The sequence below is a fragment of the Acinetobacter sp. GN11 genome (assembly GCF_054823985.1).
Genome location: NZ_JRVL01000288.1, coordinates 1 through 652, shown reverse-complemented (window position 1 = coordinate 652; position 652 = coordinate 1). Strand labels below are relative to the sequence as shown.

Annotated in this window: 1 protein-coding gene; it reads left to right on the top strand. The window is 31.1% G+C overall.

Annotated features, from left to right (window positions below; genetic code table 11):
- Positions 1 to 652 (top strand): putative phage abortive infection protein (locus tag NL42_RS18385; RefSeq protein WP_461313846.1); only part of this gene is annotated, 652 nt, incomplete at both ends.

Below are 652 nucleotides of genomic sequence, written 5' to 3'. Positions count from 1 at the left end.
AAGTGGGGGCAGTTTGGGGATTATATAGGTGGTACTCTCAATCCAGTTTTGGCATTCTTAAGTTTTTCTGCACTTTTATTTACTATCTACATCCAAGTTAAACAATTGAATTTTGCTGACGAGCAATTGAAAAGAACTTTAGACGAGCTAAATTTATCAAGAACGGAGTTGGGACTTACAAGGAGTGAGTTACAAAGATCTGCTGATGCCCAAACTGGATCAAAACAGGTTATGGAACAACAATTATTAACCCAAAGCATGCAACAGTTTGATAGTATTTTTTTCGCTATGTTACGTGAGTTGAATAGTTTGCTCGCTGAATTAGAAGAAGTGGAAAATGAGCAAAAGTCATTGTTAGATGAATGCTACATAACTGTTCTTCGTAAAAATGTAGAAGGTATAAAAGAGCCATTAGGAGAGTTACTCAAAGATAGAGTTGTTTCTCGTTATTTTATGCTTTTATATCAGTTGCTTAAAAATATAGATGATAAAATTGATTCGAATGGTTATATTCGATCTGATAAGTTAATAATAAAAAAGACATATACAAATATAGTTAGAGCTTCTATACCAGAAAAATTAATGCAATTATTAATGTTAAATGTATTAAATTTAGGGTTTGATCGTTATAAAGATTTGGTTGAAAAATTTT